Consider the following 21,811-nt stretch of genomic DNA (forward strand, 5'->3'; position numbering starts at 1 on the left):
TGTCATGACTGATACCACCGACCGCGCCGCCAATCCGCTGCTGGACTTCACCGACCTGCCGCGCTTTGCCGACATCCGCCCCGAGCACATCGGCCCCGCGCTGGACGTGCTGCTGGCCCAGGCGCAGGCCGCCGTCGCCCGCGCCGAAGCCCCGGAGACGCCGGCTTCGTGGAAGACCGCCGTCGAGGCACTGGAAGCCGCCACCGAACCGCTGGGCCGTGCCTGGGGCGTGGTGGGCCACCTGAGCGCCGTGGCCGATACGCCCGAGTTGCGCAAGGCTCACGCCGACAACCTGCCGCGCATGACCGAATTCTGGTCGTCGCTGGGCCAGAGCCTGGCCCTGTACGAGAAATACAAGGCCGTGGCGGCCGGCCCGGAATTCGCCGGCCTGTCGCCGGCCCGCAAGCAACTGCTCGAAAACGAGCTGCGCGGCTTCCGCCTGGGCGGCGCCGAGCTGCCCGAGGACAAGAAGCCGCGTTTTGCCGAGATCCAGGAGCAGCAGGCCCAGCTGTCGAAGGCGTTTTCCGATCATGTGCTCGACGCGACGAACGCCTATGCGCTCTACATCGACGACGAGAAGCGCCTGGCCGGCATCCCGGCCGACGCGCAGGAAGCCGCACGGCTGGCCGCCGAAAAGGACGGCAAGGCCGGCTGCAAGTTCACGCTGCACTTCCCGTCGTACTTCCCGGTGCTCCAGTACGCCGATGACCGCGCGCTGCGCCAGACCATGTACCAGGCCAGCGTCACGCGCGCGTCGGAACTGGGCCCGCAGTACAACAACGGCCAGCCCGACTGGGACAACACGGCGAACATGCGCGAGCAGCTGACGCTGCGCCGGGAAGAGGCCCAGATGCTCGGCTACAACAACTACGGCGAAGTCTCGCTGGTGCCAAAAATGGCCGAAACGCCAGCCGACGTGCTCAAGTTCCTGGACGAACTGGCCGTCCGCGCGCGCCGCTTCGCCGAAGCCGACTGGAAGGAACTGCGCGAATTCGCGGCCGCCGAACTGGGCCTGGAGACGATCGAGCCGTGGGACGTGGCCTATGCGTCGGAAAAGCTGCGCCAGAAGCGCTATGCGTTCTCCGACGACGAGGTCAAGCAGTACTTCCAGGAGCCGCAGGTGCTCAAAGGCCTGTTCGGCGTGGTCGAAAAGCTGTTCTCGGTGAAGATCGAGCCGGACAACGCCCAGACCTGGCACAAGGATGTGCGCTTCTTCCGCGTGGTGTCGCCGCAGGGCGCGCTGCTGGCGCAGTTCTACATCGACCTCTACGCGCGCGAAGGCAAGCGCGGCGGCGCCTGGATGGACGACGCCCGCGGCCGCAAGGAGCGCGACAACGGCACCGTGCAGACGCCGGTGGCCTACCTGACCTGCAACTTCACGGCGCCGGTGGGCGGCAAGCCGGCACAGTTCACGCATGACGAGGTCATCACGCTGTTCCACGAGTTCGGCCACGGCCTGCACCATATGCTCACGCAGGTGGGCGACCTGGGCGTCTCGGGCATCAACGGCGTGGAATGGGATGCCGTGGAACTGCCGTCGCAGTTCATGGAGAACTTCTGCTGGGAATACGAGGTGCTGTCGACGATGACGGCCCACGTGGATACCGGCGCCCCGCTGCCCCGCGCGCTGTTCGACCGCATGCTGGCGGCGAAGAACTTCCAGAACGGCATGATGACGCTGCGCCAGATCGTGTTCTCGTCGTTCGACATGCACCTGCATACCGACTACGACCCGCAGGGCCCCGTGTCGGTGCTGGAGCTGTCGCGCCAGATCAATGACGCGAAGCACGTGGTGCCGCAATCGCCGCTGTCGCGCTGGCCGAACACGTTCAGCCATATCTTCGCGGGCGGCTACGCGGCCGGCTACTACAGCTACAAGTGGGCCGAAGTGCTCTCGGCCGACGTGTATGCGGCGTTCGAGGAAGCCGCCAGGCTGTCGGGCAGCGTGCTGGATGCGGCAACCGGCGAGCGTTACCGGCAGGAGATCCTGTCGGTGGGCGGCAGCCGCCCGGCCATGGAATCGTTTGTCGCCTTCCGCGGCCGCACCCCGCAGATCGACGCGCTGCTGCGGCACGGCGGCATGGCCGAAACGGCGGCGGCAGCCTGATCGCGTCACCCCGGCCAGGCGACCCGGCTCATGGACATGCCTTTCCCGATCCGCAAGGAATGTCCGCCGGGCGCCTGCGTCTGCAACCGCGAGGCGCTGCTGGAAAACCCGCACGCCGACCGGCGCATCCTGCAACTCACGCAGCAGGAAGAAAAGAAACTCGTAGAACGACTAGAGAACATCGCCACGCTGGCCGAGCTGAACCGCATGCAGGAACGGATGCACGCGCTGCTGGGCATCACGATCAAGATCACGCCCAGTGACAACGTGGTGCGCACCACGCGCGGCTTCCGCATCGAACTGGCAGACCAGCCGGGCCTGTGCCGCAAGACCCGGCAGGCGATTCCCGCCGCCATCCGGCGCAGCATGGAAACCCATCCCGACATCGCGTTCGAAATTCTCGACCAGCGCGATCTGCTGGGCGGCAGCCGCAACCTTTTTGGCGAAAATGCCAACCCCGAAGAATAACGACATATGAGAATCGCCAGCTGGAACGTCAACTCCCTGAAGGTCCGCCTGCCCCAGGTGCTGCAATGGCTGGCGGCGCAGGACGCCGCGGGCACCCCCATCGACGCGCTGTGCCTGCAGGAACTGAAGCTGCCCGACGACAAATATCCGCTGGCCGAGCTGGAGGCCGCCGGCTTCCACAGCATCTTCACGGGCCAGAAGACGTACAACGGGGTGGCGATCGTGGCGCGCGACGGCGCCATGCCGGCGCCGACCGACGTGGTGCGCAACATCCCCGGCTATGAAGATGCACAGCAGCGCGTGGTGGCCGGCACCTACGGCGACGTGCGGCTGATCAGCGCGTACTTCCCGAACGGCCAGGCGCTGGATTCCGACAAGTTCGTCTACAAGCTCGACTGGCTGCGCGCCATGACCGACTGGCTGCGCGCCGAAATGATCAAGTATCCGAAGCTGGCGCTGCTGGGCGATTTCAATATCGCCCCGGAAGACCGGGACGTGCACGACCCGGCCAAGTGGGAAGGCCAGAACCTGGTGTCCCCGCAGGAACGCGATGCGTTCAAGGCGCTGATCGCAATGGGGCTGGTCGATTCGTTCCGCATGTTCGAGCAGCCCGACAAGATGTTCTCGTGGTGGGACTACCGCATGATGGGCTTCCGCCGCAACGCGGGCCTGCGCATCGACCACATCCTGCTGTCGCCCGGCCTGGCGCCGCACTGCACGACCTGCCTGATCGACAAGGAACCGCGCCGCTGGGACCAGCCGTCGGACCACACGCCGGTCGTGGCCTCGCTCAAGCTCGACTGAGCCAATGAGCGCCACCGCCCGCGCCAACACCCCGCCGCTGCAACGCTGGTTCCCCTGGCTGCGACGCGTCACCCCGCTCACGCTGCGCGCGGACGTCATTGCCGGCCTGCTCGGCGCGGTGCTGGTCTTGCCGCAGGGCGTGGCCTTTGCCACGCTGGCCGGGCTGCCGCCGCAATACGGCATCTACACGGCCGTGATTCCGTGCATCGTGGCCGCGCTGTTCGGGTCGAGCTGGCATGTGATGTCCGGGCCGACCAATGCCAATTCGCTGGCGCTGTTCGCCATGCTCAGCCCGGTGGCCTTCGCGGGCAGTCCGGCCTATATTGCGCTGGCCCTTGCCGTGACGATACTGGTGGGGCTGCTGCAACTGGCGGTCGGGGCGCTGCGGCTGGGCTCGCTGGCCAACTTCATCTCGCCGTCGGTATTGCTCGGCTTCACCTGCGGTGCGGCCACGCTGATCGGCCTTTACGCGCTCAAGGACCTGTTCGGCCTGGCCGTGCCCACGGGCACCAGCGCGTTCGGCGTGGTGCGCTTCCTGTTCGAGAACCTCGACACCGTCAATGGCAGCGCGCTGATCGTCGGTGCGGTGACGCTGGTGGTCACCATCGCCCTCAAGCGGGTGTCGCGGCGGCTGCCGTTCATGCTGCTGGGCCTGCTGGCCGGCTACAGCGTGGCGATGATGCTGAACCACAGCGGCTGGGGCGGCGCCCGGCAGGTGAACGTGGTGGGACCGATTCCGTCGGCCATTCCACCGTTCCATGTGCCCGACATCAACTGGCGCACGGTGCCCGACCTGCTCGGCATCGCCGCCGCGCTGACCATTGTGGCGCTGGGCCAGTCGATCTCGATCGCCAAGGCCGTGGCGCTGCGGTCGGGGCAGCACATCGACGCCAACCGCGAATTCATTGGCCAGGGTCTGTCGAACATCGCTGGCGGGCTGTTTTCGGGCTATATCTCGTGCGGATCGCTGAACCGTTCGATGCCGAACTTCGAGGCCGGGGCCCAGACGCCGCTGGCCAGCGTTTTTGCGGCCCTGCTGCTCGTGGTGCTGGTCACCGTCAGCGCCCCGCTGCTGGCCCAGATTCCGCTGGCCGCCATCGCCGCCATGCTGATGCTGGTGGCCTGGGGCCTGTTCGATTTCCAGCGGATGCGCCGCATCGCACAGCTTTCGCGGACGGAATTCGCCATCGCGGTGGGCACGTTCGCCGCCACGCTGGTGATCCGGCTGGAAATGGCCGTATTGCTAGGTACGATGCTGTCGCTGGTGGCCTATCTCTATCGCACGTCGCGCCCCGCCGTACGTAGCCTGGTGCCTGATGCCGACGACCCGGACCGGCGCTTCACGCCGCTGGACGAACTGCGACGCCCGCAGCCCGAATGCCCGCAGCTGAAGCTGCTGCGCATGGAAGGCGCGATCTACTTCGGCGCGGTGCAATACGTGACCGATCGCCTGCACTGGCTGCGTACCGTCGATGCCGACCAGAAGCATCTGCTGGCGATGACGAAGAGCATGAATTTCATCGACCTGGCTGGCGCCGAGATGTGGGAAGCCGAACTGAGCGAACGGCGCGCGGCCGGTGGCGACCTCTACTTCCATCGCCCGCGTACGCAGGTGCTGGAGACGTGGAAGCAGACCGGATTCACCGCCAAGCTGGGCAGCGACCATATCTTCCCGACCAAGCGGCAGGCACTTCACACGATCATCGCGCGGCTATCGCCCGAAATCTGCGCGCAATGCCAGGCGCGCATCTTCGAGGAATGCGCACAGCGGCCGGGTGGCCCGGCAAGCCCGCAGGAACAGGACACCACCGTTCAGGCCGCGCCACGGCATGGCGCAACACTGGACACGACGGATCCTGCCTGAATGGCAATGCAGACAACCACACTTTGAAAAAACTGCTGAGAACTTCTCGAAAGGCGCCCTGAACCTTCTGGCGTCTGGCGCGCCGGCCGGCCTGCGGTGAAGCAGGGCCGAAGCCGGCGGGCGGAGGGTTGCTACCGTCGGCCGGCTTTCAGACCGGCGCCACGTGTGCCCGCTTGACCACGACCGGCTGGGGGACACCCTGCTCGATCAGTACCACGGCCGCGCGTTCGATCGTGTCACGACCGGCGCGGAACGCCTCTTCCAGCGACAGCACCTGGTCGGCGCTGAAGCCTTCCCAGAGTGCTTCGCGTGTTACCACGCATGTCACTTGCTCACCATCGACAAGCGCGTGGAACAGCAAACCCTCGTTGTTGATGTCGTAGCGGTCTTGCTCCTGGAATTTGATTTCCATCATCACAGCCCTCCATATGCAAGTGGAAAAGAATCCTAACATGGCTTTGCGGAAATCGTCTTCGATCCCCTGCACGCCAGCAGCAGAATAGGATTCGCCCCAATGACCGGCGGCGGGTACGGCAAGTTCCGTCACTTGTCGACTGTTTCGCCTCGTGACGCCGCCACCGCGACCGCGCAAGCATGCCATGCGTGTGTGTCAGTGCGATGTGCCGACCGGTCAGCCGATCGGTCCGGTCACGCGGCAGCTTGCAGCGCGCATGCTTGGGGGCCGCCGGACCGATTTTCTCGCGGCACGCATTTAGCGTTTGACAAAGCTGAAAATGCTGCTAGAATCTCGGTCTTCGTCGGGGCGTTAGCTCAGTTGGTAGAGCAGCGGACTCTTAATCCGTAGGTCGAGTGTTCGAGTCACTCACGCCCCACCAGACACAAGAAAGGCCGGAAGCAGCAATGCTTCCGGCCTTTTGCTTTCTGGCGATGCGCTTTCTGGCGATGCCGCCGCGCAGAGCCGGACCGCTCATGCGGTCCGCTCATCAAAGCGCCCACCCTGCCCCGTCAGACCCTTGCACTCTCGAACAGGGCGCGCGCCAGCCGGCGATGATCGGCCAGCACGCCTGGCAGATCCACCGTGCGCAACTGGCCGTCGCGCACCACCACGCGGCCGTTGATGATGCTGGTCGACACATTGGCCGGCGTACAGAACACCAGCGCCGCCACCGGGTCGTGGCCGCCGCCGGCAAAGCCCACGGCGGACATGTCGAACGACACGATGTCGGCCGACATGCCCGGCACCAGCGCGCCGATATCGTCGCGATTCAGCACCCGGGCACCGCCGAGCGTGGCAATCTCCAGCGCCTCGCGCGCACTCATCGCCGCGGGGCCAAACCCCACGCGCTGCAGCAACATGGCCTGGCGCGCCTCGCCCAGCATGTGCGCGCCGTCGTTCGACGCGCTGCCATCGACCCCCAGCCCCACCGGCACGCCCGCATCGCGCATGCGGCGAATGGGCGCGATGCCCGACGCCAGCCGCATGTTCGAGCACGGGCAATGCGCCACGCCCGTGCCGGTGCGCGCAAACAGCGCCACGCCCTCGTCATCGAGCTTTACGCAGTGCGCGTGCCAGACATCGCGCCCCACCCAGCCCAGGTCCTCGGCGTATTGCGCCGGCGTCATGCCGAACTTCTCGCGCGAGTAGGCGATGTCGTTGTCGTTCTCGGCCAGGTGTGTGTGCAGCGACACGCCATAGTGGCGCGCCATCGTCGCCGATTCGCGCATCAGGTCGCGCGACACCGAGAACGGCGAGCACGGCGCCAGCACCACGCGCAGCATCGCGTGGCGCGCGGCATCGTGGTACTGCTCCACCAGCCGCTGGCTGTCGCGCAGGATGTCGGCCTCGCGCTCGACCACCACGTCGGGCGGCAGGCCACCCTGGCTGCGGCCCACGCTCATCGAGCCGCGCGCCGCGTGAAAGCGCATGCCGATCTGCCGCGCCGCGTCGATCGAATCGTCGAGCTTCGCGCCGTTCGGATACAGGTACAGGTGGTCGCTCGTGGTCGTGCAACCGGACAGCATCAGCTCGGCCATCGCCGTCTGCGTCGACACCCGGATCATCTCGGGCGTCAGGTGCGACCAGATCATGTACAGGTTGGTCAGCCAGCCAAACAGCTCGGCGTCCTGCGCCGCCGGCACGGCGCGCGTCAGGCTCTGGTACATGTGATGGTGCGTGTTGACCAGACCGGGCATCACCACATGGCCGCGCATGTTCACCACTTCGGCACTGCCTTCGTCGATGCTGTGACGATAGGTCTCGGGCAGATCGGCGGTGGCGCCCACCCATTCGATGGCGGGGCCGTTGGCCACCAGGGCGCCGTCCGCGATCTCGCGGCGCTGGGCGTCCATGGTGACCAGTACGTCGGCGTGCTGGAGGATCAGGGTCATGGCAGTGGTGTATCCGGATTGGCAATGCCCGGAGTCTACGCATCGCCGGCACGCCACCCCAAGCACAGAATTTCGCGCGGGGTGTCCACAATTTGTGGACAGACGGCTATCCGGCGGATTATCGGAACAGGCCTGCCAGTGTTTCGGCCATGGCATCGGCCATCAAACCCGCAGCGGCCGACAGCGGACTGCGGCCACGCGCCACGAGCCGCAGCGTCTGGCGCTGCAGGCCGTTGTCGCGCAGCGGCACGAACACCACCGCGCCGCGCGCCCGCTCCTCCATCACATCGAGCGGATTCAGCAGCGCCACCCCGGCGCCTGTTGCCACCAGGCGCTGGATCAGCACCACCGAGGTGGATTCCACGACCGGCATCAGTTCGATCGACTGGCGGGCGAAGGCATCGTCCACCAACGCGCGGATGGACAGCGACGGCGCCGGCAGAATCAGCGGGTACCCGGCGCATTCGGCCAGCGTGGCCGAAGTCTGGGCTGCCAGCGGATGGCCGGGCGCCACCACGGCGCCGATCGACCAGTCGCGACTGGCCACCACGCGAAACGCCGCCACTTCCGGCAGGTCGTAACCAAGCCCCAGGTCGGCATCGCCCTGCTCCACCGCCGTGACGATGCCGCTGACCGGCAGGTCGGCCACGCGCACGACGATGCCCGGCTGATGCTGTCGGAAGTCATGCACCAGCGACGGCATCAACGCGCCCGCCAGCCCCGATGTGGTGGCAACGGTCACCATGCCGCGCCGCGCGCCCTTGATCTCCGCCACGCGCGCCTGCAGCGCCTCGTGTTCGCGCAGCGTCTGCCTGACATGCGCCAGCACCGCCTCACCCAGCGGCGTCAGGTGCAGTCGCTTGTGGATGCGGTCGAACAGCGGCGCGCCAAGCTCGGCTTCGAGTTCAAGGATCTGGCGATTGATCGCCGTGGGTGCCACGTGCAGGGTTTCCGCCGCGCGCCGGATCGAACCACGGCGAACAACCTCGTCGAGATAGCGGAGAACGCGTGCGTGCATGGGCGAAGGACGGATCAGGTCGGCTCAGGAATCCGCGCATTGTAAGGCGCAGCAATTTCTTCAAAAAACTCTTGAAAGGGGCTTGCGCGATACAAAACCCCTTGCTACAATCTTTTTCTTCGTTGGGGCGTTAGCTCAGTTGGTAGAGCAGCGGACTCTTAATCCGTAGGTCGAGTGTTCGAGTCACTCACGCCCCACCAGCGAATTCCAGAAAAGCCCGAAGCGGTCCGCTTCGGGCTTTTTGCTTTTCCAGCCCCCGCTTTTCCGGCCGCCGCCTCCCAGCCAAAGCTGCACACGTTCCGCCCCGTCCCACATTACGGCGCCGGTGGTCTGATCTCCACGGGTTCCCCCCTATATCCCACGCCTCGCCTTTCGCGGTTGAATGCTCTTCGCCGCATATCACGGAACGCAGTTCCGTATTGCGGAACCCGAGTCCGTACCCGGGCAATACAAGCAATATGTTGGGAGGCATCTCTTGAAAGCTGTTCTGAAAGTGGGCGCTGCGGGCGCCCTCGCCGCATTGGGTCTGGTCGCCACCGCCGCGCAGGCGCAGTCGTATCCGACCAAGCCGATTCGCCTGATCGTACCGTTCGCGGCAGGCGGCACCACCGATATCGTTGGCCGCGCCGTGTCCGACGCGCTGGGCCGCGAACTGGGTCAGCCGGTGGTGGTGGAGAACCGTGGCGGCGGCGGCGGCGCGATTGGTGCCGACGCGCTGGCCAAGTCCGCACCGGACGGCTACACGCTGGGCATTGCCACCGTCAGCACGATGGCCACCAACCCGGCCACGAACGCCAAGAACCCCTACGATCCGATCAAGGATTTCGCGCCGATCACGAACCTCGTGAACGTGCCGAACGTGCTAACGGTGAACCCCAAGGTGCCGGCGAAGAACCTCAAGGAATTCGTCGCCCTGCTCAAGTCGAATCCGGGCAAGTACAGCTATGCGTCGGCCGGCAAGGGCAGCATCTCGCATCTGGACGGCGAACTGTTCAAGTACATCACCAAGACCGACATGGTCCACATCCCCTATCGTGGATCGGGCCCGGCATTGAATGACACGCTGGCCGGCCAGGTGAATGCGCAGTTCGACAACCTGCCGTCGTCGATGCCGTTCATCCAGAGCGACAAGCTGCGTGCGCTGGCCGTGGCCGCGCCCAAGCGCGTGGAAGGCCTGCCCAACGTGCCGACCTTCGCCGAGGAGGGCATGAAGGACATGAACAACATGGCCTGGTATGGCCTCGTGGCACCGGCAGGCACGCCGCCCGCGATCCTGACCAAGGTGCACGATGCCGCGGTCAAGGCCCTGCAGGACCCGAACGTGAAGAAGCGCCTGCACGACGCCGGCGCCTATCCGGACGGCAATACGCAGCAGCAATATGCCGCGCAGATCAAGCGCGAACTGGAACTGCGCAAGAAGATTGCGACCGACCAGAACATCACGCTCGAGTGACAGCGGCATGACGGCTTGACAGCCACGTGACGTGCCCGTCGCCCGAGGGTCGGTACTACGACTCTGGCGGCAGGCCGTCACAAATAGCGGTACAGTGTCATTATCGATACAGGCATTTTCTACAAATTTCTGTTTTTGGCCGGCCGCACCGACCGGCCCTCACTCGAGAGGATAATGATGCTGAAGAAGACCGTACCGACGCTGATCGTTGCCGCCCTGACTGCCCTGGGCGCCGTGCAGCTGGCCCACGCCCAGAAGAACTACACGGATGGCGGCGATCTCTACAGCGGCAGCCACACCAAGAACAAGGCGAATCCGAACCAGAATCCGGCCAAGTCCGGCAAGTTCGATCCGTACACCGACGGCGCCAAGAAATCGACGCGCGCCGACCTGGCCCCGAACAAGAAGGCCGACCCGTACACCGATGGCGCCAAGTCCGGCAAGCCGGACCCGTACCTGGACGGTGCGAAGAGCGGCAAGCCCGATCCGTACCTGGACGGCGCAAAATCCGGCAAGGCCGATCCGTACACCGACGGCGCCAAGAAGCCGTAACACGTAAGCAAGATGTTCGGCGGCGAGCGGACATCCCGCTGCCACCGCCTCAAGGCCCCTGCCATTCGCGCAGGGGCTTTTTCATTGGCACGGCATCGCACGCCCCTGCCGGCACATCAGACGTCAGACACCCGCTCTGCCCTGCAGCGTCAGGCGGCAACGAAGCCGCCTCAGCCAAAAGACTGACTAGGACATACCCGAGCTGTCACGCAAATGTCCCAACATTGCTGATAGTGTTCCTCCCTACCGATTTTCAATGAAGCGCGACCGGCCCGAACGAGAGGCAGGCGCCAGCCGTCCGGGCCGGCCAAGCACCGGCCCAAGAAGTGTCCAGGCGGCAAGAAAACCCTGTTATGGGAGACCTGAGCAAATGCAGCCCAAAGCACTCGAAGTACACGAGCCTGTCGTGCTCTCGCTTGTCGACGCCGTCACCGCGTGGCAAAGCGCCCTGGAACAGACGCTGAGCGTCTCGGGGCTTTCCTATCCCAAATGGTTGCTGCTGCGCGCCATCCGCGCCGGCGAATTTACCCGCGGCCAACCGTGTCAGGGCGCGATCTTCCTTGACGTGCCCCAGACCGAGCGGCTGTTGCGCGAACTCCATGCCGATGGCTGGCTTGAGTTTCCGAGTGATGGCACGCCGCAGATCGCATTCGAAGCCTGTTCGCGCCTGGAGCGCGCGGCGCTGGCCGTGCGTGCGCTGCATTCGGTCTCGATCTCGCATCTGGCGCCGGCGGAACGCACCGCGTTGACCAGTCTGCTGCATCGCATGACCGCCACGCTGGACCATCACGCCGAACGCCATAGCCGACAGACCGCCCGCAACACCGCCGAGTTATCGCTGGTGGTCGCCGAGCACGCCAGCCGCGCCGCACAACACGCGCTGGCCGCCTGACCCGCGCCGGGGCTTCGGCCCTGCGCCCACCGGTCACGATCCTGACGCCCCGCCCTGCGGGGCGTCGTCGTTTTGTCGCCCCGGCCTCGTAAATCTTTCCTACAGTGTGAGCATGCACCGGCACACCACCGAGAACAGCGAGGAGAGGCCATGCCCCCCGAGAACGAAGAAAAGGTTGCGCAACTGCTCGATGACCTGGTTGCATTCGCGCGGGAACGCCTGCCCGCCGCCACGTTTGCCATCGTCGAGCCATTGTTCCGGCATTACTACGACCTGGCCGATGCCGAAGACCTGCTGGCGCGCGACGTGGCGGATCTGTACGGCGCCGTGATGGCGCACTGGCAGACGGCCCAGAAATTCGTCCCGGGTGCCGCGCGGCTGCGCGTGTACAACCCCAACCTGGAAGAACACGGCTGGCATTCCGACCATACGATCATCGAGATCGTGAACGACGACATGCCGTTCCTGGTGGACTCGGTGACGATGGAGATCAACCGTCACGGCCTGACCCTGCATTCGGCCATCCACCCGGTATTCCGCGTCTGCCGCGACGCACGCGGCGCGATCGAGAGCATCGGCCTGGGCGGCACCGAAGCCAGCACCGATCGCTGCCGGCTTGAATCGTTCATCCACTTCGAAGTGGACCGGACCGGCGAGGCCACCCGGCTCGACGCGCTGCGCGTGGGCATCGGCGCCGCGCTGGGCGATGTGCGCGCGGCCGTGGAAGACTGGCCGCGCATGCGCCAGATCGCCCAGGAGACCGTGGCCGGCATGGCCCACGCGGCCGATGCCGGCACGCCGGAGTCGGCCGAGGCGCGGGCGTTCCTGGAATGGATGCTCGACGACCATTTCACGTTCCTGGGCCAGCGCGACTATGAGCTGGTGTCGCGCGACGGCCAGTACTTCCTGCGCGGCGTGGCGGGCTCGGGCGCGGGAATCCTGCGCGAGGCGCTGCGCGACCCGGGCGCGGACGATGTCACCCCCCTGCCGCCCGCCGCGCGCGCCATCATCGAAGGCGCATCGCCGATCTTCATCACCAAGGCCAACTCGCGGTCCACCGTGCATCGGCCCGGTTATCTCGACTACGTGGGCGTGAAGCTGCTCGACGCCCATGGCAACCTGTTCGGCGAGCGCCGCTACGTGGGCCTGTACACGTCCACGGCCTACATGGTCAGCACCAGCGAGATTCCGCTGGTGCGCCGCAAGTGCGCCAATATCCTGCAGCGGGCGGGCTTCCTGACCAAGGGCCACCTGTACAAGTCGCTGGTGACGATCCTGGAGCAGTATCCGCGCGACGAACTGTTCCAGGCCGACGAGGACGAACTGTTCGACATCACGCTGGGCATCCTGCGCCTGCAGGAACACCAGCGCACGCGGCTGTTCGTGCGGCGCGACCGCTTCGACCGCTTTATCTCGTGCCTGGTCTTCGTGCCGCGCGACAAGTACAACACCGACCTGCGCCAGCGCATCCAGAAGCTGCTGGTGCAGTCGTTCAACGGCACCAGCTGCGAGTTCACGCCGCAGTTGTCGGAATCGCCGCTGGCGCGCATCCAGCTGACGGTGCGCGGCCAACCGGGGACGATGCCCGAGGTGGACACGCGCGAGCTGGAAGACAAGATCGTGCAGGCCACGCGCCGCTGGCAGGACGATCTGGCGCAGGCGCTGCACGACAGCCGCGGCGAGGAACAGGGCAACCGGCTGCTGCGCCGCTACGGCGACTCGTTCCCGGCCGGCTTTCGCGAGGACTACGCCGCCCGCACGGCCGTGCGCGATATCGAGCTGATGGAACATGCGCGCCAGCATCCCAGCAAGCTGGCGATGAACCTGTACCGGCCGATCGAGGCCCCATCGGGCGTGTTCCGCTTCAAGGTGTACCGCGCCGGCGAACCCATCGCGCTGTCGCTGAGCCTGCCGATGCTGGAACACCTGGGCGTGCGCGTGGACGAAGAGCGCCCCTACCTGATCGAGCCCGACGGCTGCGAGCCGGTGTGGATTCACGACTTCGGACTGGAAATCGTGGCCGACCCCGACGGCAAGCCGCTGGACATCGATATCGAAAAGATCAAGCCGCTGTTCGAGGATGCCTTCGCGCGCGCCTGGAATGGCGAGATCGAGAACGACGACTTCAACCGGCTGGTGCTGCGCGCGGGCCTGGCCGCGCGCGACGTGACCATCCTGCGCGCCTACACCAAGTACCTGCGCCAGGTGGGCTCCACGTTCAGCAATGCGTATATCGAACGGGCGCTGACGGCCAATCCCAACATCGCGTCGATGCTGGTGTCGCTGTTCCTGGCGCGCTTCGACCCGGCCACGGCGGCGGCGCCCGCCCCCGATCATGCCGAAACGGCCGACGACCCGCGCACCCGCAAGTGGCTGGCCGACATCGATGCCGCGCTCGACCAGGTGCCCAACCTGGACGAGGACCGCATCCTGCGGCTGTTCCTGAACCTGATCGACGCCACGGTGCGCACCAACTATTTCCATCGCGGCACGGACGGGCAGCCGCGCCCGTACGTGTCGTTCAAGTTCAATCCGGCGCTGGTGCAGGGCCTGCCCGAGCCGCGCCCGATGTTCGAGATCTGGGTCTACTCGCCGCGCGTCGAAGGCGTGCACCTGCGCGGCGGGCGGGTGGCACGCGGCGGCCTGCGCTGGTCGGACCGCCGCGAGGACTTCCGTACCGAGGTGCTGGGCCTGATGAAGGCCCAGATGGTCAAGAACACCGTGATCGTGCCGGTGGGCTCCAAGGGCGGCTTCGTGGTCAAGCGCCCGCCGCCGGCCACCGATCGCGATGCCTTCCTGGCCGAAGGCGTGGCCTGCTACCAGACCTTCCTGCGCGGCCTGCTGGACCTGACCGACAACCTGGTATCGGGTCAGCTGGTGCCGCCGCCCGACGTGGTGCGCCACGACGAGAACGACCCCTACCTGGTGGTGGCGGCCGACAAGGGCACGGCCACGTTCTCGGACTATGCCAACGCCATTTCGGCCGAATACGGCTTCTGGCTCGACGACGCCTTCGCGTCGGGCGGCTCGGTGGGCTATGACCACAAGAAGATGGGCATCACGGCACGCGGCGCGTGGGAAAGCGTCAAGCGGCACTTCCGCGAAATGGGCGTCGATATCCAGAGCACGCCGTTCACCGTGGTGGGCGTGGGCGATATGTCCGGCGACGTGTTCGGCAACGGCATGCTGCTGTCGCCCCATATCAAGCTGCTGGCCGCGTTCGACCATCGGCATATCTTCCTGGACCCGGACCCCGATTGCGCGAAGGCCCTGGCCGAGCGCCAGCGCCTGTTCGACCTGCCCCGCTCCAGCTGGGCCGACTACGACACGGGGCTGATATCGGCCGGCGGCGGCGTGTTCCCGCGCACGGCCAAGACGATTGCGCTGTCGCCGCAGGTGCAGGCCGCGCTGGGCATCCAGGCGTCGGCGCTGTCGCCGAACGAACTGATGCACGCGATCCTGACCGCGCCGGTAGACCTGCTCTACAACGGCGGCATCGGCACCTACGTCAAGGCCAGCACCGAGACGCACCTGCAGGCCGGCGACCGGTCCAACGACGCGATCCGCGTGAACGGCAACGAGCTGCGCTGCAAGGTGGTGGGCGAAGGCGGCAACCTGGGCTTCACGCAACTGGGCCGCATCGAGTTCGCGCGCAATGGCGGCCGCATCAATACCGATGCCATCGACAACTCGGCCGGCGTCGACTGCTCCGACCACGAGGTCAACATCAAGATCCTGCTCGGCCTGGTGGTGGCCGATGGCGAGATGACCGGCAAGCAGCGCAACAAGCTGCTGGCCGAGATGACCGACGAGGTGGGCCGGCTGGTGCTGGAGGACAACTACTACCAGACCCAGGCGCTGTCGGTGGCGGGTCGCGAGGCGCCGACGCTGGTCGATGCCGAGGGCCGGCTGATCCGCTGGCTGGAGCGCGCGGGCCGCCTCAACCGTCCGCTCGAATTCCTGCCGTCCGACACCGACATCGCCGAACGCAAGTCGCTGGGCCAGGGCCTGACGTCGCCCGAGCGCGCGGTGCTGCTGGCCTACAGCAAGATGTGGCTCTACGACGAACTGCTGGTGTCCGATCTGCCCGAAGACCCACTGGTGGCGGGCCTGCTGATCGACTACTTCCCGAAGCCGCTGCAACAGCAGCATGCGGCGGCCATGCAGCGGCACCCGCTGCGGCGCGAGATCCTGGCCACGCACCTGACCAACATGCTGGTGAACCGCATCGGCGCCACCTTTGTCCATCGGCTGATGGAAGAAACGGACGCCCGGCCCGCCGACATCGTGCGCGCCTGCCTGCTGGCGCGCGACGTATTCGGGCTGACCGCGCTGTGGCAGCGCATCGACGCCCTGGACAACCGCGTGGACGATGCCATCCAGGCGCGCATGTTCGGCGCGCTGGGCCGGCTGCTGGAACGCGCGACGCTATGGTTCGTGCGCTACCTGCGGGGCGGTGGCACCGTCGAGCCGGGGGCAACCCGTTTCGTGGAGGCCGCGCAGTGGCTGACGCCGCAACTGGCCGTGCTGCTGCCGCCCGAGACGTCGCAGGCCATGGCCGATGCGGCGCTGTCGCTGACCGAGGCGGGTGTCGATGACGACCTGGCCCTGCGCGTGGCGGCCAGCGACAACGCTGCCGCCGCGCTGGACATCGCCGAGGTGGCCGGGGCGTGCCAACGCAGCCTGGGCGCGGTGGCGGCGGTCTACTTCGCGCTCGACACCGAACTCAATTTCGGCTGGCTGCGCGAACGCGCGCTGTCGCTGCCGGCCGATACGCACTGGGACCTGCTCGCGCGCACGACCACGCTGGAAGACCTGGGCCGGCTCAAGCGCGCGCTGACCACCAGCGTGCTGGCGCAGGCCCGGGACAGCGACGATGCGGCGGCAACGATCCACAGCTGGCGCGCCAGCCGCCAGGTGGCGCTGGACCGCTACGCGCAGATGCTGACCGACCAGCGCGCGTCGGGTGTGTCGGGCGCGGCGGCGCTGTCGATGCTGTCGGTGGCGGTCAGGGAGATCGGCCTGCTGGAACGTGCCTGACGCGGGCGCACGCGTTGACCGCACCGCAAATGGAAACGGCCCGCACTGGGCGGGCCGGAAGATGGGGCGGTCAAACAGTCGTATGAACCGTCGTATGAAGGGAAGGGTCCGGTGCGGCGGCGTCAGTCGTCGTCGATCACGTCGTCGTCGTCCATGTCGCGCAGTGGCGGCGCGTCGTCGCCATCATCGGTCAGATCATCGTCCGCCCCGTCGCCACGCGCACGGAATTCAAGCCCCAGGCGCAGGAACAGGTCGAACGCATCGGCCAGCATATGCTTCTGACGCGGCAGCAGGCTCGCATACGGCATGTCGTAGATCGACTGATGCGTGCCGCGCGCCCCCTTGAGGCCGCGGTCTCGTGCGATGTCAGACAGCAGCGCGGCAAAGCCCGAGAGATCCTGCGCGGCCAGCGCGGTGTTCAGCACTCTGGCAATGACCTGGGGGGATGCACCCGCCCATCCAATGATTTCGGCATTGGAGGCGGCATCGTGAGAGATATCGCTAATGTCCATGGGTGTCTTAACGGTACGAGACCGCGCCGCCTTGAGGAGGCATCGCTATCGCGATGGACGGTGCCCCGCCTGGGCGGCGCAATCAGTGCCGTTTTCCACGGTGAGGCGCCGGCCTGGACGGACGCTCCGGCGCCGCGGCGGCGGGAGCGCGAGGCACCTGGCGGTATCCTGGCGCGCCGTCCGGCCCTCGACGGGCCTCCAGGTGATTGCGCGCGCCACATAGCGGGCAGCGAAACAGCGGGCCCTGCCCTTCGTTCCGGATCTCCACCTCGTCGGGCGACCACTGCGCGCCGCAAGGCTGGTTCTGGCAGACAAACATCATGAACTCCAAATGAAGCGAGTCATCGTATCACGCAGGCATCGCGCGTCCCACCGCGTATCCGCATGATTCACGCCCCACGTCGGCGGGATGGCGTGTCTGTCCTAGCCATTGTTCTGCACCCAGTGGCGTGCCCATGCCCCGGCAGCCAGCCGCGCTTCCGCCGCGGTCAGGAACGTGGCCGGCGGACCGCCCGCTTCCTGCACCACCGCCCCGGCTTCCCAGATATCGCACCACGCGCGATAACGCTCCGGCGCCAGGGCCTGCCAGAACAGATGCACGACAAACCCACGGTACTCGAACATGTCGGACCCACCGTCGGTCTGGTGCGAGGCGGCCACCGAAGGTACCGGCCCGGCAACGGTACCGGCCGGCGCCTGGGCATCACCGGCATCGGCCGGGCCCGGCGTTCCGCCTGGCAACCTGTCGTGTCGCGCGCGCTGAACGCCCAGCCATGCACATATGCCCGCCGTGATGGCCCCCGTCAGCAATCCCGCAGCAAACCAGCACGTCCTGCTTTCCCTTTCCAACATCCGCAGCCTCCCGCTTCGAGACGTTTCTCCGATGTCGAGAGACGCCGGAAGATCGGAGGTTCCTGCACTTCAGGTTATACCAATCTGGCGATGGGGCAGGATCGCGGCCGTCGATGTCCGCCCGGCGCGCGCGGTGTCGCCTGAGCAAGACTTTTCCGAATCCGGGACCGGCCGCGAAAATTGAGAATCAGGCACGTGCAGCCGGGCGGCAAGGCCGCTATACTACTGTATGTTTATACAGTATCCGATCCGCCGCACCGACGACCATCATGCCCGCCTACCAAGCCGCCTCGATCCTGCTGGAAGCCCATTACTTCGGCGACGACGCCGAGTTGCTGCGCCTGCCTTGTGACAGCGTCACCGTGCAGGGCGGCGCCATTGTTGTCGATGGCCTGGAAACTCGTTTCCTGCGCGGCCTGCGCTGGACGCCCGACTACCTGTCGTTCGAGGCCGGCGGCGACCATCATCGGTATCCGGTCAGCCGGCCGGCGGTGGTGGGGCCGCAGGCCGCCCGCTTCGCGCTGCTATAGGTGGCCGGGCCAGGCAGATCGCCACGGGCGTGCGGATCACCCACGATTTCACGTCGAGCGCATGGGATCAATGGGAAGCCAAGACCGGCAAGCGTATCGCGCCCCGTGGCGGGCTCACGTTCCCGCACACCCATCTGTGCATCCAGGCGGCGCTGGCGGGGCTGGGCGTGGCGCTGGTGGAGCAGCGGCTGATTCGCGGCGAACTGGATGCGGGCGCGCTGGTGGCGCCGCATGGCTTCACAGCGTTCGACGGCGGGCTGATGGCAGTGCCGGCCGAGCGTCAGATCCGCGCTGGCATTCACGCCGATATCGCGGCATTCGTCGGCTGGCTACGGGAACGCCTGGGCGGCCAGATCGTGGAGGGGCCGGATGGCGGTCACAGGCTGCCCCTTCCATGACGAAGGAAAGGCCCGCCAAGGGCTGCCGGACATCCCATGCCAGCCATGACCGCTAGCGCGCCGCCGCCCGCAGCGCAAACGTCAGCGTCGTACCGCCCTGCCGGTCCACCAGCTTCACCTGGCTGCCATTCAACTGCAGCATGCGCTGCACGATCAGCAAGCCCAGGCCGCCGCCCCGATGCGCGCCGCCCGACGGAAACGGCCGCTGGAAGATCGACTCGCGCAGCGCCGGCGGAATGCCCGGCCCCGTATCGCTGACCGTAACCGCCACCCTGCCGTCCTGGCTGGCCAGGTCGATCTCCACCGTACCGCCGGCCGGCGTGTGCCGGATCGCGTTGTCCAGCAGGTTGGTCAGCACACGCTCGATCATGCCCAGGTCGGCCGACACGGCCGGCAGCGCGGGGGGCACCCCGGCGCGCAGTTGCAGGTGCTTGGCCTCGGCGGGCAAGGCAAATTTTTCGAGCACGTCCTGCGTCAGGTCAACCATCGAGAAATCCTCGGGTACGGCCTGCACCATGCCATGCTCCAGCCGCGCCAGCTCGAACAACGCCTGCGCCAGGCCGCCGACCTTGGCGCTCTGCGCCAGCGCAATCGCCAGATAGCGCTGGCGTTCGTCCGCGCTCAGGCTGTCGGCCTTGACCGACAACGTTTCCAGATAGCCGTGCAATGACGTCAGCGGCGTGCGCAAGTCGTGCGAGATATTGGCCACCATCTCGCGCCGCTCCTGATCCTGCTGCTTGAGCGCGCGCCACTGGCTGTCGATGCGGTCCGACATCTGGCGAAACGCCGATTCCAGCGCCGCCATCTCGTTGCGCGGCACGGGCTCTGCCGGCGTCGCCTGCGGGTTGCCGGCGGTGTAGGCATCGCCGGAATCGAACTGCCGGATTTCGTTGGTCAGCCGGCGCAGCGGCCGCGTGATCAACGCAAACGCCACCAAGCCGGCGATCAGGCCCAGCGAGGCCACCAGCGCCATCGACCACAGTGTGGTGCGCATGACCGAATCCTGCGACGCCCGCGCGGCCAGCCGGTCGTGGGTCTCGCCCATCAGCACCACATAGATATAGCCGCCCTGTCGCAACGGCGCGGCGCTGAACACCTTGCGCCCGGAGGCGCTGCGCGGGTCGTCGCCCAGGATCGGCAGCGCGCCGCCGTCGATCAGCTTCCTTACCGGCGCCAGATCGACCCGATCGCGGATCAGGTGGCCGCTGGGCGCATCGTGGCCGCGAATATGGCCCTGGTCGTCCAGCAGATACACCTCGACGCTCGGGTTGACCACCATCAGCTGACCGAACAGCTGGCGTAGCGCCTGCGGCGCGATGGCACTCTGGTCCTCCAGCAAGGCGTTGCGCGCGATGTAGGCGGCCAGGCCGCGCGAAAGGCTCTGGATCACCTCTTTCTCGTGCATCGCGTTGGCGCGCACCTGCAGCCAGGCCGACGCCCCGCAGCAGGCCAGCAGCAGCGCCGCGAACACGGCGGACAGGCGCTGGGTCAGCGACAGCTTCACGATGGCTCCCCTTCTTCCCCCAATGGCGCGGCTGCCGGGTCGGCCACGAAACGGTAGCCCCGGCGCCAGACCGTCAGGATGCGCATCGGCCGCGCCGGATCGGCCTCGATCTTGGTGCGCAGGCGGTTGATATGGGTGTTCACGGTGTGTTCGTAGCCTTCGTGCTGATAGCCCCAGACCGCGTTGAGCAGGTCCATGCGCGAGAACACCTTGTCGGGATGGCGCGCGAAGAAGTACAGCAGGTCGAACTCGCGCGGCGTGAGATCGAGCCGCCGGCCGTCCACCGAGGCCTGGCGCGCCAGCGGGTCGATGGCCAGGCCCGCCAGTTCGAGGCTGCCGGCATCGGCGCGCACATCGCGGGCCATCGCCTCCACCCGCCGCAGCAGTGCCTTGACGCGTGCCACCAGTTCCAGCAGCGAGAACGGCTTGGCCAGATAGTCGTCGGCGCCCAGTTCCAGGCCCAGGATGCGGTGCACCTCGCTGGACCGCGCGCTGGTGATGATGATCGGCGTGTAGCGCGTCATCGCGCGCGCCCGCCGGCAGATTTCCAGCCCGTCCACGCCGGGCAGCATCAGGTCCAGCACCAGCGCGTCCCAGCCGCCCTGCTCCAGCAGGCGCAGGCCTTCGGCCCCGTCGGCACTGTGTACGACCTCGTAGCGTTCGTCGCGCAGATGCATGGCCAGCACGTTGGCAATGCCGGCATCGTCTTCGACCAGCAGGATCCGTTTCGGGTGTTCCATGTTGTACCGGGTGGGCAGGGGCTGCGGGAAAGATCGGGGGATCAGGAATCGGGAAATCGGGAATGTGTCGCTATTGTGCAGAAATCCGCCCGAGGCAGTTATCACGAATTGTTTAAGGTTCGGCGAGGACTCCGATACGCCCCGTTGCCTACCATCCGATCACCCCTTCCCGAGCACGGAGTCCACCATGCGCATCACCCGACGCTTTCTGCTGTCCGGCGGCACCCTGACCGCCGCGGTGGCCGCCTTTGGCGGCTGGCGGCTGCTGGCTGGCCCGGCCAGCGCCGGCACTGGCCCGCAGGCCCCCGAGACATTCGAAGTGACCATGAGCGACGCCGACTGGCGCAAGAAGCTGACCGCCGCCCAGTACAACGTGCTGCGGCAGGAAGGCACGGAACGGCCGTTCAGCAGCCCGCTCAACGACGAGCACCGCAAGGGCGTGTTTGCCTGCGCGGGATGCCAGCTCGACCTGTTTTCGTCGCATACCAAGTTCGACAGCGGCACCGGCTGGCCCAGCTTCTGGGCCCCGTTGGCCAATGCGGTGGGCACCACCCAGGACGTGACGTTCGGGATGATTCGCACCGCCGTGCATTGCCGCCGCTGCGGCGGTCACCTGGGCCATGTCTTCGATGACGGCCCCAAGCCCACCGGCCTGCGCTACTGCATGAACGGCGTGGCGATGACCTTCCGGCCGGCGGCCGCCTGACCTGACCGGCCGGCACCCCTGG

18 protein-coding genes and 2 tRNA genes are annotated in these 21,811 nt (G+C 66.9%); 13 read left to right on the top strand and 7 right to left on the bottom strand.

The features are described 5' to 3' along the window. Window positions 1–4: 4 nt before the first annotated feature. The 4 genes from AC24R4_RS26285 to AC24R4_RS26300 are packed head-to-tail and all read left to right on the top strand — an operon-like array spanning window position 5 to window position 5,243. Window positions 5–2,107: a M3 family metallopeptidase gene (locus AC24R4_RS26285; RefSeq protein WP_400395979.1), complete on the top strand. Its 2,103-nt coding sequence runs from the start codon at window positions 5–7 to the stop codon at window positions 2,105–2,107. A gap of 30 nt (window positions 2,108–2,137) precedes the next feature. Beyond that, window positions 2,138–2,575: a hypothetical protein gene (locus AC24R4_RS26290; protein WP_487523861.1), complete on the top strand. Its 438-nt coding sequence runs from the start codon at window positions 2,138–2,140 to the stop codon at window positions 2,573–2,575. Between the two features lie 6 nt (window positions 2,576–2,581). Further along, on the top strand, window positions 2,582–3,379 hold the full coding sequence (xth, locus tag AC24R4_RS26295) for an exodeoxyribonuclease III (RefSeq protein WP_153948436.1): 798 nt from the start codon (window positions 2,582–2,584) through the stop codon (window positions 3,377–3,379). Window positions 3,380–3,383: 4 nt separating this feature from the next. Next, on the top strand, window positions 3,384–5,243 hold the full coding sequence (locus AC24R4_RS26300; protein WP_400395922.1) for a SulP family inorganic anion transporter: 1,860 nt from the start codon (window positions 3,384–3,386) through the stop codon (window positions 5,241–5,243). 148 nt (window positions 5,244–5,391) lie between these two features. On the opposite strand, the gene AC24R4_RS26305 is transcribed toward AC24R4_RS26300, so the two are convergent. Further along, a complete protein-coding gene (locus tag AC24R4_RS26305; RefSeq protein ID WP_066738920.1) occupies window positions 5,392–5,655 on the bottom strand; it encodes a DUF1488 family protein in 264 nt (87 codons plus the stop codon). 348 nt (window positions 5,656–6,003) lie between these two features. Between AC24R4_RS26305 and AC24R4_RS26310 the strand changes: the two genes are divergently transcribed. After that, window positions 6,004–6,079 (top strand) — tRNA-Lys (locus AC24R4_RS26310). Window positions 6,080–6,209: 130 nt separating this feature from the next. Here AC24R4_RS26310 and AC24R4_RS26315 read toward each other — a convergent pair. Together AC24R4_RS26315 and AC24R4_RS26320 are read right to left on the bottom strand one after the other, a co-directional pair. Continuing rightward, complete coding sequence (locus AC24R4_RS26315) at window positions 6,210–7,592, bottom strand: 8-oxoguanine deaminase (protein WP_400396985.1); 1,383 nt, start codon at window positions 7,590–7,592, stop codon at window positions 6,210–6,212. Between the two features lie 118 nt (window positions 7,593–7,710). Continuing rightward, window positions 7,711–8,610 carry a LysR family transcriptional regulator gene (locus AC24R4_RS26320; RefSeq protein ID WP_487523862.1) on the bottom strand — a complete coding sequence of 300 codons (900 nt, stop codon included), beginning with the start codon at window positions 8,608–8,610 and terminating at the stop codon, window positions 7,711–7,713. 124 nt (window positions 8,611–8,734) lie between these two features. Here AC24R4_RS26320 and AC24R4_RS26325 point away from each other — a divergent pair. The 5 genes from AC24R4_RS26325 (at window position 8,735) to AC24R4_RS26345 (ending at window position 16,547) form a co-directional block, all read left to right on the top strand. Beyond that, a tRNA-Lys gene (locus AC24R4_RS26325) sits at window positions 8,735–8,810 on the top strand. Window positions 8,811–9,085: 275 nt separating this feature from the next. Next, complete coding sequence (locus AC24R4_RS26330; RefSeq protein ID WP_400395974.1) at window positions 9,086–10,063, top strand: tripartite tricarboxylate transporter substrate binding protein BugE; 978 nt, start codon at window positions 9,086–9,088, stop codon at window positions 10,061–10,063. A gap of 177 nt (window positions 10,064–10,240) precedes the next feature. Continuing rightward, a complete protein-coding gene (locus AC24R4_RS26335; RefSeq protein WP_153948466.1) occupies window positions 10,241–10,615 on the top strand; it encodes a hypothetical protein in 375 nt (124 codons plus the stop codon). 370 nt (window positions 10,616–10,985) lie between these two features. Beyond that, the gene (locus tag AC24R4_RS26340) at window positions 10,986–11,507 is read left to right on the top strand and encodes a MarR family transcriptional regulator (protein WP_487523863.1); all 522 of its coding nucleotides are present in this window, start codon (window positions 10,986–10,988) and stop codon (window positions 11,505–11,507) included. A 150-nt stretch (window positions 11,508–11,657) separates the two neighbouring features. Next, a complete protein-coding gene (locus AC24R4_RS26345; protein ID WP_400394921.1) occupies window positions 11,658–16,547 on the top strand; it encodes an NAD-glutamate dehydrogenase in 4,890 nt (1,629 codons plus the stop codon). Between the two features lie 122 nt (window positions 16,548–16,669). On the opposite strand, the gene AC24R4_RS26350 is transcribed toward AC24R4_RS26345, so the two are convergent. Both AC24R4_RS26350 and AC24R4_RS26355 read right to left on the bottom strand, forming a co-directional pair. Then, window positions 16,670–17,059, bottom strand: coding sequence for a hypothetical protein (locus tag AC24R4_RS26350; RefSeq protein ID WP_400394923.1), 390 nt, complete (start codon window positions 17,057–17,059; stop codon window positions 16,670–16,672). A gap of 423 nt (window positions 17,060–17,482) precedes the next feature. Next, window positions 17,483–17,800, bottom strand: coding sequence for a hypothetical protein (locus tag AC24R4_RS26355; protein ID WP_487523864.1), 318 nt, complete (start codon window positions 17,798–17,800; stop codon window positions 17,483–17,485). Window positions 17,801–18,180: 380 nt separating this feature from the next. Here AC24R4_RS26355 and AC24R4_RS26360 point away from each other — a divergent pair, with 380 nt between their 5' ends. Beyond that, window positions 18,181–18,441 carry a hypothetical protein gene (locus AC24R4_RS26360; protein WP_101682162.1) on the top strand — a complete coding sequence of 87 codons (261 nt, stop codon included), beginning with the start codon at window positions 18,181–18,183 and terminating at the stop codon, window positions 18,439–18,441. Window positions 18,442–18,470: 29 nt separating this feature from the next. Beyond that, window positions 18,471–18,839, top strand: a complete 369-nt coding sequence (locus AC24R4_RS26365) for a LysR substrate-binding domain-containing protein (protein WP_487523865.1) — start codon at window positions 18,471–18,473, stop codon at window positions 18,837–18,839. A gap of 52 nt (window positions 18,840–18,891) precedes the next feature. Here AC24R4_RS26365 and AC24R4_RS26370 read toward each other — a convergent pair whose 3' ends face one another. Beyond that, window positions 18,892–20,343, bottom strand: a complete 1,452-nt coding sequence (locus tag AC24R4_RS26370) for a sensor histidine kinase (RefSeq protein WP_400395930.1) — start codon at window positions 20,341–20,343, stop codon at window positions 18,892–18,894. Beyond that, the gene (locus AC24R4_RS26375; RefSeq protein ID WP_400395928.1) at window positions 20,340–21,083 is read right to left on the bottom strand and encodes a response regulator transcription factor; all 744 of its coding nucleotides are present in this window, start codon (window positions 21,081–21,083) and stop codon (window positions 20,340–20,342) included. Before AC24R4_RS26375 ends, AC24R4_RS26370 begins: the two co-directional genes overlap by 4 nt. A 187-nt stretch (window positions 21,084–21,270) precedes the next feature. Here AC24R4_RS26375 and msrB point away from each other — a divergent pair, with 187 nt between their 5' ends. Then, window positions 21,271–21,789 carry a peptide-methionine (R)-S-oxide reductase MsrB gene (gene msrB, locus AC24R4_RS26380; protein ID WP_400395927.1) on the top strand — a complete coding sequence of 173 codons (519 nt, stop codon included), beginning with the start codon at window positions 21,271–21,273 and terminating at the stop codon, window positions 21,787–21,789. Window positions 21,790–21,811: the final 22 nt, after the last annotated feature.

It is taken from the genome of Cupriavidus sp. CER-90 (assembly GCF_057652055.1).

Excerpts from the sequence above, each read along its gene's own strand:
- AC24R4_RS26300 (WP_400395922.1), top strand. The coding sequence starts at position 3,384 with ATGAGCGCCACCGCCCGCGCCAACACCCCGCCGCTGCAACGCTGGTTC.
- AC24R4_RS26285 (WP_400395979.1), top strand. The coding sequence starts at position 5 with ATGACTGATACCACCGACCGCGCCGCCAATCCGCTGCTGGACTTCACC.
- AC24R4_RS26350 (WP_400394923.1), bottom strand. The coding sequence starts at position 17,059 with ATGGACATTAGCGATATCTCTCACGATGCCGCCTCCAATGCCGAAATC.
- AC24R4_RS26305 (WP_066738920.1), bottom strand. The coding sequence starts at position 5,655 with ATGGAAATCAAATTCCAGGAGCAAGACCGCTACGACATCAACAACGAG.
- msrB (WP_400395927.1), top strand. The coding sequence starts at position 21,271 with ATGCGCATCACCCGACGCTTTCTGCTGTCCGGCGGCACCCTGACCGCC.
- AC24R4_RS26320 (WP_487523862.1), bottom strand. The coding sequence starts at position 8,610 with ATGCACGCACGCGTTCTCCGCTATCTCGACGAGGTTGTTCGCCGTGGT.
- AC24R4_RS26340 (WP_487523863.1), top strand. The coding sequence starts at position 10,986 with ATGCAGCCCAAAGCACTCGAAGTACACGAGCCTGTCGTGCTCTCGCTT.
- xth (WP_153948436.1), top strand. The coding sequence starts at position 2,582 with ATGAGAATCGCCAGCTGGAACGTCAACTCCCTGAAGGTCCGCCTGCCC.
- AC24R4_RS26315 (WP_400396985.1), bottom strand. The coding sequence starts at position 7,592 with ATGACCCTGATCCTCCAGCACGCCGACGTACTGGTCACCATGGACGCC.
- AC24R4_RS26375 (WP_400395928.1), bottom strand. The coding sequence starts at position 21,083 with ATGGAACACCCGAAACGGATCCTGCTGGTCGAAGACGATGCCGGCATT.
- AC24R4_RS26290 (WP_487523861.1), top strand. The coding sequence starts at position 2,138 with ATGGACATGCCTTTCCCGATCCGCAAGGAATGTCCGCCGGGCGCCTGC.
- AC24R4_RS26345 (WP_400394921.1), top strand. The coding sequence starts at position 11,658 with ATGCCCCCCGAGAACGAAGAAAAGGTTGCGCAACTGCTCGATGACCTG.
- AC24R4_RS26335 (WP_153948466.1), top strand. The coding sequence starts at position 10,241 with ATGCTGAAGAAGACCGTACCGACGCTGATCGTTGCCGCCCTGACTGCC.
- AC24R4_RS26360 (WP_101682162.1), top strand. The coding sequence starts at position 18,181 with ATGCCCGCCTACCAAGCCGCCTCGATCCTGCTGGAAGCCCATTACTTC.